The 9,698-nt window shown below is 64.0% G+C and carries 7 protein-coding genes; 3 read left to right on the top strand and 4 right to left on the bottom strand.

The features are described from left to right. Positions 1–306: 306 nt before the first annotated feature. Positions 307–2,649 carry a cellulose binding domain-containing protein gene (locus tag GA615_RS14285; RefSeq protein ID WP_161602336.1) on the top strand — a complete coding sequence of 781 codons (2,343 nt, stop codon included), beginning with the start codon at positions 307–309 and terminating at the stop codon, positions 2,647–2,649. Positions 2,650–2,742: 93 nt separating this feature from the next. On the opposite strand, the gene GA615_RS14280 is transcribed toward GA615_RS14285, so the two are convergent. Together GA615_RS14280 and GA615_RS14275 are read right to left on the bottom strand one after the other, a co-directional pair. Next, positions 2,743–3,696 carry a hypothetical protein gene (locus GA615_RS14280; protein ID WP_152051971.1) on the bottom strand — a complete coding sequence of 318 codons (954 nt, stop codon included), beginning with the start codon at positions 3,694–3,696 and terminating at the stop codon, positions 2,743–2,745. Next, a complete protein-coding gene (locus tag GA615_RS14275; protein ID WP_152051970.1) occupies positions 3,659–4,930 on the bottom strand; it encodes a multiheme c-type cytochrome in 1,272 nt (423 codons plus the stop codon). The genes GA615_RS14280 and GA615_RS14275 overlap by 38 nt, the downstream gene beginning before the upstream one ends. A 362-nt stretch (positions 4,931–5,292) precedes the next feature. Between GA615_RS14275 and GA615_RS14270 the strand changes: the two genes are divergently transcribed. Then, the gene (locus tag GA615_RS14270) at positions 5,293–7,374 is read left to right on the top strand and encodes a thioredoxin domain-containing protein (RefSeq protein WP_152051969.1); all 2,082 of its coding nucleotides are present in this window, start codon (positions 5,293–5,295) and stop codon (positions 7,372–7,374) included. A gap of 61 nt (positions 7,375–7,435) precedes the next feature. Next, positions 7,436–7,993, top strand: a complete 558-nt coding sequence (locus GA615_RS14265; RefSeq protein ID WP_152051968.1) for an RNA 2'-phosphotransferase — start codon at positions 7,436–7,438, stop codon at positions 7,991–7,993. Here the strand turns inward: GA615_RS14265 and GA615_RS14260 are convergent. Then, positions 7,990–9,147: a sensor histidine kinase gene (locus GA615_RS14260; protein WP_152051967.1), complete on the bottom strand. Its 1,158-nt coding sequence runs from the start codon at positions 9,145–9,147 to the stop codon at positions 7,990–7,992. The genes GA615_RS14265 and GA615_RS14260 overlap by 4 nt on opposite strands. A gap of 8 nt (positions 9,148–9,155) precedes the next feature. Beyond that, entirely contained in the window at positions 9,156–9,596 is a 441-nt protein-coding gene (locus tag GA615_RS14255; protein WP_152051966.1) for a response regulator, read from the bottom strand. Positions 9,597–9,698: the final 102 nt, after the last annotated feature.

Below are 9,698 nucleotides of genomic sequence, written 5' to 3'. Positions count from 1 at the left end.
GCAGCGGACCCCGGCACGGAGCAGCATGGTCTGGCCGAGCCCTCGCCCGGGGTCCGCGGGCGCGGAACCCGGAGCACCCGGCGGGGCTTCGAGGACTCGACATCCGCCTCTGGATCATCGAGGCGATGAGGGTGGATGTTGAAAGATCTCGACAGGGAGGAGGTGGGGTCGATCCATGCACGCACTTTGGACGTACGGTTGGGGAGAGGAGCTGGAGACGGGAACGGGACGAAGGGATCGGGGCCGCGAGGCTCGGGTTGCGGAGCCTGGTTCGGTCTGAACAAAGAAGCCAAGAGGATGACATCAATGGGACGACACGCATCGAACGAAGGACGTCTGGAGTGGAGCCGAAGCGAGGGGCTGCGGGCCAGGGGGCTGGCGGGGCAGGTGGAGGTGATGGAGCCTCGGACGTTGCTCAGTGGGTTTCGGGCGTCGTACGAGGTGGTGCAGGACTGGGGATCGGGGTTGCAGGCGGAGATCACAATCGAGAACACGACGGGGCAGGCGATTCGGGGGTGGGTCCTCGAATTCGATTATCCAGGGATGATCGACTCGCTCTGGAACGGGACGTTCGTGAGGCAGGAGGGGGGACGGTACTCGGTGATGAACCCGACTTGGAACGACACGATTCCGAGCGGGAGATCGGTATCCTTCGGGTTTGTGGCGCGGCCGGGAGAGGGGATACCGGCGTCCGGATTCTCGCTGAACGGGACGCCGATGGAGGGGGACTCGACGCCGCAAATGCCCGCGATCTCGGTCGGGGATGTTCGGGTGATCGAGGGGGATGGTGCGGTTCGGTTTGTGGTCTCGCTTGACCGAGCGGGGGCGGAGGTGATCCGGGTCGATTACGGCACGGGGGACGGCACCGCAACGGCAGGGTCGGATTATGTGAGCACGTCGGGAACCTTGACCTTTGCGCCGGGAGAGGTGGTCAAGGAGGTGGTGGTGGCGATTCTCGATGATGATCTGGTGGAGGGGGAGGAGGCGTTCCGGTTGTCGCTGGCCGGTCCGGTGGGAGCGTCGCTGGCCAGGGCGGAGGGGTTGGCGACGGTGGGAGATAACGATGTGTTGCCACCACCGCCGGTCAGCGGCGATCTGATGGTGACGTACCGGGTGACGCAGGACTGGGGATCGGGATTCCAGGGGGAATTGACCCTGTCGAACCAAGGGGAAACGCCGGTTGAGGACTGGTCGTTTGCGTTTGCGTTTGATGGAACGATCAATTCCTTGTGGGATGGGCGAATCGTTTCGCAGGACGGAAATCGGTTCACGGTCACGCATGCCGGGTGGAACGGGACGATCGCGGCGGGAGGAGAGGCCAGGATCGGCTTCACGGCGTCGCCGGGAGGCGGATCGGTGGCGCCGTATGGGTTCTCGATCGACTCGGACGGTGGCATCGAGCCGGGAGCGAACCGGGTTCCGGTGGCGATCGACGACACGGTGGTGGTGCGGACCGGGAATCCGATCCGGGTGAACGTGCTGGCGAACGACACGGACCCGGACGGTGACCGGCTGGTGGTGGCGTCGGTCGAGCCGCCGGCGAACGGGTCGGTGGTCGTCAATCAGGACGGGACGATCACGTATGCGTCGAAGGATGGTTTTGTGGGGACGGATCACTTTGCGTATGTTGTGAGCGATGGCCGGGGAGGGGAGGCGACGGGGACCGTGTCGGTGACGGTCCTGGATTCGGTGCCGATTGAGCAGCCGTCGCGGAGGTTCGATCCGTATGTGGATATGACGCTCTTTCCGACGTATAACCTGGCCGAGACGGTGCAAACTCAGGGGGTGACGCACTTCTCGCTCGCCTTCATCGTGGCGGATGCGCAGAATCGGCCAAGCTGGGGAGGGTACGAGGCGTATGCGATCAACGGGAGTGACTTCGATCTGGGGATTCGAGCGCAACTGGCTCAGGTCCGGAGGCTGGGCGGGGATGTGACCGTCTCGTTCGGCGGGGCGAACGGTCGGGAACTGGCCGAGGCGATCACGGAGGTCAATGCGCTCAAGGATGCGTATCGGTCGGTGGTGGATGCGTATGACCTGACGAGCATCGACCTGGATATTGAAGGGGCGGCCCTTGCACACCGGACATCGGTCGATCGGCGATCGGAGGCACTGGCGAGCTTGCAGCAGGAACTGGCGGCCGAGGGGAGGAGGCTCGACATCTGGCTGACCTTGCCGGTCTTGCCCTCGGGCCTGACTCCGGACGGGGTGTATGTGGTGCAGTCGGCCCTGAATCGCGGGGTGGATCTGGCCGGCGTGAATGTGATGGCGATGAACTACGGCGGCTCGGCCGCGCCCAATCCGGACGGGAAGACGGGTGATTACGCGATCATGGCCGCGCAGTCGTTGCACGGGCAGTTGCGGAATCTTTACGGCCCGAGCCTGTCGGACGAGGAACTGTGGGGGAAGGTCGGCCTGACGCCGATGATTGGTCGGAACGACGTGGTGACGGAGGTGTTTGACCAGCAGGAGGCCCGCGAGGTGGTGGCCTTTGCCCGAGAGGTGGGTGTGGGGCGGCTCTCGTTCTGGTCGTTGCACCGCGACCGGGAGAACCCGAACGGGGTGATTTCCTACGTCGAGCCGACGAGTAGCAGCATTGAGCAGGATCCGTATGAATTTACGCGCATCTTTCTGGATTACTTAAACTGATTGACGCGCAAGCGGACGTGCGACTGTGTGAGAAACCGAATCGGCTCCGGCTCTCTCCTGGGGAAGGCAGGAGGGAGCCGGGCCGATCGAAGGTCACGAAAGGGCCGAGGGTGAGGAAGGGATCGGTTCGGGGGAGGCCGTGGAACGGCCGAGGACCTCGGGACTGACCAGGGCGACGGCCCAGAGGCCGAAGGCGGCGAGCATCGCAAGATCGACAAAGAGCAAGGGGGCGAAGATGGGGGCGCCGTAGACGAACGATTCCCAGACCGTGGGCATCGGGCTGCGGAGGTTCGGGATCAGGTGGAAGACGAAGCCGACGAGGCCGACCCCCACCTGTGCGATCATGACGACGACGGCGAATCGCCAGGTCCATCGGCTAGTTGGGAAGGTGGCGACGGCAATCAGGGCACCCACGGCGTAGGCGGCCGAGATGACGCCGATCCACTCGGAGGCGTAGAAAAAGCCGTTCTGGGCGTGGTCGGCCAGGCAGAGGACGAAGTTGCCGAGGAATCCCCCCATCGCCAGCAAGATCACCCATCGGGCCCATTCGAGGCTCGGGGCGTGCTCGGTTCGGTTGAGGATGATGAGCAGGCCAAACCCGGCATACGCCAGCGGGGCGGCAAAGGGCGCGGTGTAGACGAGGTTGTGAAGTGTTTGCGATTCGAAGAAGTGGCTTTGCAGATGCAGGATCATGCCGGCCACGCCAACAACGATCGCAAGCGCTCCAATGAGAAGCCCAAGCCACCGGGCGAGCCATCGTCGCCATCGCGGTGGGCCGTCGGCCAGGGGATCTCCCGGGAGATAGGGACGGAGCCGTCCCTGGATCAGCCAGCAGAGAACAAGGACCGGAGGAGCCGCAAGGGAAAAGAGAAATGGGATCCACTCGCTGGCTTCGGCAAAGCGGTTCATGGAGTGAGCCATGAAGATATCGACCGCCAGGAAGGCGAAGTTCCCGGTGGCGAACAGTTCGAGCCAGGGCAAGGGACGACTCCACCAGGGAGCCGGAGGGTCACTCGGCGTCGGTGGCGGTGTCGGATGAGTCGGCATCCTCCTTGCCCTCCCCGCGCAACTCTGCGGCATGGTGATTGATTTCGGCGAGCTTGGCGACGAGTTCGTAGAAGCCGTGCCACTGGACGAAGTCGGCCCCTCCCATGAAGGCGCCGTGCTTGGCGGTGCGGCCGTAGTAGTGCCAGAGGTCGAAGTAGAGAAACTCGATCGGCTCGTCGAACGGGGCAGGGGTGAGCAGGTTTTCGGCGTAGAGCCCTTCCATGACCTCTCGGGCTTGCTTGACGAGCGAGTTGGTGGATTTGAGGACGCTTTCGGCCTCTCGGTAAAAGGTGCTGATGGTGTTATTGGTGTGGCATTCGAGGCAAGAGGCCTTCATCTCGATCTGCTTCTTGCGGAAGTCGTCGCGGCGGTCGGAGACCTCGGCAAAGAGGAAGTAGGAGAGGCGTTCGCCGACGTCGTGGGTGGGTTCAAGGCGTTCGCCGATGCCGCTCATGTGGCAGGTGGAGCAGGTGGGGACGGGCATGTCCTTCGAGGTGAGGGTCTTGGGGTCGGCCCCCAGGTTCATGTCGTGGCGCTGGGCGTGGAAGAGGACGCCATGCTTCGATTCGTTGTAGATTTCAAGCTGTGAGTGATCGGGCCCCATGTGACACTGGCCGCAGGTCTGTGGAGATCGGGCCAGCTCGACGGAGGCAACGTGCCGGGCATGGCATGAGGTACACGATCCGATCGAGCCGTCGGCGTTCGGCTTGCCGATGTCGTGACACTTCTGGCACCCTTTGGTGATCGAAGCCGGCCCCTGGAGGATGGCCAGGGCGTTGGGCTCGCGATCGACCCAGCCGGGGTGATGCTGCTCGGCGAAGGCGATTTGCTCGGCGGTGAAATCCTTCGCCCCGGTGACGGCGGCCCAGGACGGGGCGGCGTGTCGGCTGCGGAGGTATTGGTCGTACTGGTCCTTGTGGCAGCCCGAGCAATTGAGAGAGGTGACCTGCTTGGCGATTTCGAACCCCTGGTGCGGCAAGACCTCCTGGCCTTCCTTGGGAGTGTGGCAATCCATGCAATTGAGGCCGGCGGAGGCGTGGGCGCTCATTTCGAATTCATGGACGACCGCGCCGGTTTCGTGTTCGTGGCACTGGGCGCATCGGCCGGTGGCCTTGACCATCGCCGGGGTGGTCCGGGCGACCTCGACGGCCGGACGCCGGCTGTTGACGACAAAGGCGGCCACGATCATGGCCGTGCCGAGAAAGACGGCAATGAAGACACCGCGAAAGGACATGGCGACCTGCTCGACCTGGGATTAAGAGAACGGAGCGAGACGGGAATCGGATCATCGAACTGCCCCGGCTCCCGGAGCATGGGGAAGACGCGAGGCAGAACCAGGGCGTCCGTCAACGAGGCAAAGCGTTGCAGACGACGTACCGCGTTGCCCGGGAATCGGAGGGCCGAGGGGAATCCTGAAGGGGGGGCGAGTCCGGCCGCGCCATCCGACTATAATCAAGATCGTCCCGAGGCCGCTTCAGGATGACTCGGAGGCCGGGACGAATCAAGGTGACTCTTTCTGGAAGGCCCGCCAGGAGTTTCGATCGGCCGCGATCGTTCGAGGTGGTGAGGTCTTGCTCTGACGACGAGGCGATTGCCATGAACCACGCTGCCGACCGACCCGCCAACCGCCTTGCCGGGGAGACGAGCCCCTACCTGCTTCAGCATCAGCACAACCCGGTCGACTGGTATCCGTGGGGCGAGGAAGCCTTTGCAAGGGCCAGAACCGAGGACAAGCCGATCTTCCTGTCGGTCGGTTACTCGGCCTGCCACTGGTGCCACGTGATGGAGCGGGAGAGCTTCGAGGATGACGCGATCGCCCGGATCATGAACGAGTACTTCATCAACGTGAAGGTCGATCGGGAAGAGCGGCCCGACGTGGACCAGATCTACATGGCGGCGATTCAGGCCCTGAGCGGGCACGGCGGCTGGCCGATGTCGGTCTTTCTCACCCCCGATGGTAAGCCCTTCTGGGGGGGAACTTATTTCCCTCCGAGAGACGCCCGGGGGATGCCGGGATTTGCTCGCGTGTTGACCAGTATTCATGATGCCTGGACCGATCGCCGAGATGCCTTGATGAACTCGGCCAGGGAGCTGACCGAGCACCTGGGAGCGGCGGGCCGGGTGCCGCCGTCGGAGGGGGAGCTCGACTCGGGCTTGCTCGATCATGCGTTGAAGCAACTGGAGCGGGCGTTCGAGCCGAAGGACGGCGGGTTCGGATCGGCACCGAAGTTCCCTCATCCGATGGATCTGCGCTTGCTGTTGCGGTTGCATCGACGCAAGGGGGACGATCACTCGTTGTACATGGTTCGGCACACGCTCGGGAAGATGGCGAGAGGGGGAATCTACGACCACCTCGGCGGCGGGTTTGCGCGGTATTCGACGGACAATGAGTGGCTGGTGCCGCACTTCGAGAAGATGCTGTATGATAATGCGTTGCTTGCATCGACGTGCATCGAGGCGTCTCAATTGACCGGCGACCCGGAGTTCGCCCGGGTGGCCCGGGAGATCTTCGACTACACCCTCGGCCGGATGACCGACCCCGAGGGGGGCTTCTACTCCACCGAGGACGCCGACAGCGAAGGAGAGGAAGGGAAGTATTACGTCTGGACGCTTGATGAGATCCGATCGGTCCTCGGAACCGATCGGACCGAGATGTTCGCAAGGGTCTACGACGTGACCGAGCGGGGGAACTGGGAAGGGCATACGATCTTGAACATGCCCAGGCCGCTGGATCAGGTTGCGGAGGCACTCGGCCGACCCCTGGACGAGCTCCGCGCCGAACTGGATGAGGACCGGGCGAAACTGTTGGCCGTGCGGGAGCAGCGAATTCCGCCAGGCAAGGATACGAAGGTCTTGACCTCGTGGAACGGCCTGATGATCGCCGCGATGGCCGATGGAGGTCATGCGCTGGGTGATGATCGCTACCTCGACGCGGCGGAGAAGGCGGCGGGGTTCATCCTTGATCGGATGCGAGGTGACGATGGGCGACTGCTGCACAGCTTCAAGGATGGTCAGGCGAAGTTCAACGCGTATCTGGATGACTATGCGAACCTGATCGACGGCCTGACGCGGTTGTTCGAGGCAACGGGACGAGTCCGTTGGATTGACTCGGCCTTGGAACTGACGGACGTGATGATCGCTCAGTTTTTTGATGCCGAGGATGGCGGGTTCTTCTATACCGGGGTTGATCACGAAGCCCTGATTACCCGCACGAAGGACGCTTACGACAACGCGACACCGTCGGGTAACGCGATGGCCGCGACGGCGCTGGCACGGTTGGCGGCGTTGACGGGTCGATCGGATCTGGAGGACCTGGCGCGTCGGACGATTCAATCGGTTCGCCTGGTGCTGGAGAAGGCCCCAACGGCGGCGGGGCAGAGTTTGATCGCGCTCGATTTTCTGCTCGGCCGATCGAAAGAAATCGCCGTGGTCGCGGGAGCGAATCGAGGGGAACAGGTTGAGGTCTTGCGGCGGATTCGGTCGCGGTTTTTGCCCCATGCGGTCGTCGCTCCCTCAGCTCCCCAGGGGGAAGACCAGGCCGAAGCCGCGCGGATCGTGCCCTTGCTGGCCGATCGCCCGGCGAGGGACGGGAAGGCAACGATTTATGTTTGCGAGAACTTTGCCTGCCGGGAGCCGGTCTTTGCCGATCGGCTGGAATCGGCCCTGGGGGACGGATGACCGCCTTCGAGAACCTCGGAGCGTCCCTCCGTGTCCCTGGGGGAAGGGAGGGCGCTCAGCCATGCCATCGCAATTGATCCGGGTCAGTAAGTTTCTAAGCCTCGTCTTGCGGCACAAACCGGAATCGATCGGTCTGACGCTCGACGAGGGAGGCTGGGCGGTGGTGGATGAGCTGATCGCGTGCGCCGGGAGACACGGGACGAGGTTGGACCGGGGGTTGATTTTCGAGGTTGTCGCATCGAATGACAAGCAACGGTTCCGCTTGAGTGACGACGGCCTGCGGATTCGGGCAAGCCAGGGGCATTCGATTGCAGTCGATCTGGGGCTGGTGCCGGTGCCTCCGCCCGAGGTGCTCTACCACGGAACGGCGACGCGATTCCTCGACGCGATCTTGCGCGAGGGGCTTCGACCGTCGGGGAGGCAGCACGTTCACCTTTCGGGAGATGAAGGGACGGCGGTCACGGTCGGCCGCCGGCACGGAGCGCCGGTGGTTCTTCGGGTGGCGGCCGGGAGGATGGTTGACGACGGATTCGTCTTTTTTCGATCGAACAACGGTGTCTGGCTGACCGATCGGGTTCCGGCCCTGTATCTGGAGGAGGCCGACGGGGGGAGGCGTTAACGACCTGCTGGTGGTGGGGCGACCTCCTCGGCGACGTTGGCCGTGGGGAGGGTGAAACAGAAGGCGCTGCCGGTGCCGAAGGGAGAGGGCTCGACCCAGATTCGGCCGCCGTGGGCCTCGACGACGCGTTTGCAGAAGGCCAGGCCGATGCCGGTTCCAGAGATGCGAGTCGGCTGATGGAGGCGGCAGAACATGTCGAAGACACGTTCGCGGTCTTCGGGTTTGATGCCGAGGCCGTTGTCGATGACGCGAAAGCGGGTGAACCCCGGGGAGGAGGTGGAGGGCTCGGCCTCGACTCGGATGGAGGGGGGGGCATCGCCGCGGTACTTGACGGCATTGCCGATGAGGTTCTGCATCAGGTGGTCGAGCTGCATCCGCTGGCCACGGACCGCAGGCAACGGGGCGTTCGAAACGGAGGCTCGGCCTTCTCGGAGGGTTTCCCGGAGGACGTTCAGGGCGTCGGAAAGGACGCGCTCCATGGGAACGATCTCGTCTCCTCGGCGTTCGTCGTTCTCGGCATCGGCGAAACGAAGCAGCTCGGCGACCAGCTCGCCGAGGCTCTTAATCGAGCCTTCGGCCTGGCAGAGGGCGTCGGCAAGGCGCTTCGGATCGGCTGAGGCGCGGCGGGCGAGCATGAGGTTCAGGGAGACGACGTTCAGCGGATTGCGGACCTCGTGAGCCATGAGGTGGGCGAAGCGTCGCAGCTCCTCGTTGCGGCGTTCGAGCTGGGCGGCGTAGTCCTGAAGCTGGCGCTGGGCGGCCTTGCGTTCGATGGCGTAGCGGATCGATCGCAGGAGGATCTCGCCGGTGATCTCGGACTTGACGAGGAAGTCTTGCGCGCCTCGCTGAAGGGCGTCGGCGGCGAAGTCGAGATCGTCGAGCGAGGTCAGGACGACGACCGGCAACTCGGGGCGAGCCTCCAGAACGGCTTCGAGCGTGTGGCCGAGGCGGCTGTCGGGCAAAACGAGATCGAGCAGCAGCGCATGCAACTCGTCGGCCCTGGCCAGGCGATGGCGGGCGTCGGCGAGGCATGGCACGTGTTCGAGGACCACGGGGCGGCCCTTGGGCCGGGATCGGACGAGGTGGCGTCGGATCAACTCGGCGTGATCCGGGTCGTCCTCGACAAGGAGTACGCGTAAGGGGTGCGAGTCCATGAGGAGGCTCACTCGTCGGTCCGGGGCGGGAGGACGTTCCAGACACCCCAGTAAAGGCTCAGATCGTTGACCATCTGGCGGAACTTCTCGAAGTCGACCGGCTTGACCAGGTAGCTATTGACGTGATGTTCATAAGCGCGCTCGCGGTCGGCCTCGGCATCGGAGGTGGTGAGGATGACGACGGGCAGGTCGCGCAGCTCGTCGTCGGCCCGGATGGCGGTGAGGACTTCGAGGCCGTCGAGCTTCGGGAGCTTCAGGTCAAGCAAGACAACATCGGGACGCTCGGCGTCGGGGTAGTTCCCCTCGCGGCGGAGGAAGGCAAGGGCCTCGACCCCATCGGGCACGTGGGTGACGGAGTTGGCCACCCGGGCTCGCCGAAGGTTTCGCTTGACGAGTTCGGCGTGGTCCTCGTCGTCTTCCACGAGCAGGAACTTCACCATGCGGCTCATCGGTGGGGAGATCCTTCCAGGGAGAACGTGATCCCGACAACACATAACGGGAAGAGAATTCGCAACGATGGGACCCGCACGATGGCCCAAAACGCCTGGGTT

Source organism: Tautonia marina (assembly GCF_009177065.1).
GTDB lineage: Bacteria > Planctomycetota > Planctomycetia > Isosphaerales > Isosphaeraceae > Tautonia > Tautonia marina.
The sequence above is the reverse complement of the archived record's forward strand: the minus strand, read 5'-3'. Positions and strand labels throughout refer to the sequence as shown.

What these genes read in the sequence shown, in the direction of transcription:
- GA615_RS14260 (WP_152051967.1), bottom strand. Translation starts at nt 9,147, where the DNA reads ATGGACTCGCACCCCTTACGCGTACTCCTTGTCGAGGACGACCCGGAT.
- GA615_RS14270 (WP_152051969.1), top strand. Translation starts at nt 5,293, where the DNA reads ATGAACCACGCTGCCGACCGACCCGCCAACCGCCTTGCCGGGGAGACG.
- GA615_RS14275 (WP_152051970.1), bottom strand. Translation starts at nt 4,930, where the DNA reads ATGTCCTTTCGCGGTGTCTTCATTGCCGTCTTTCTCGGCACGGCCATG.
- GA615_RS14255 (WP_152051966.1), bottom strand. Translation starts at nt 9,596, where the DNA reads ATGAGCCGCATGGTGAAGTTCCTGCTCGTGGAAGACGACGAGGACCAC.
- GA615_RS14285 (WP_161602336.1), top strand. Translation starts at nt 307, where the DNA reads ATGGGACGACACGCATCGAACGAAGGACGTCTGGAGTGGAGCCGAAGC.
- GA615_RS14280 (WP_152051971.1), bottom strand. Translation starts at nt 3,696, where the DNA reads ATGCCGACTCATCCGACACCGCCACCGACGCCGAGTGACCCTCCGGCT.
- GA615_RS14265 (WP_152051968.1), top strand. Translation starts at nt 7,436, where the DNA reads ATGCCATCGCAATTGATCCGGGTCAGTAAGTTTCTAAGCCTCGTCTTG.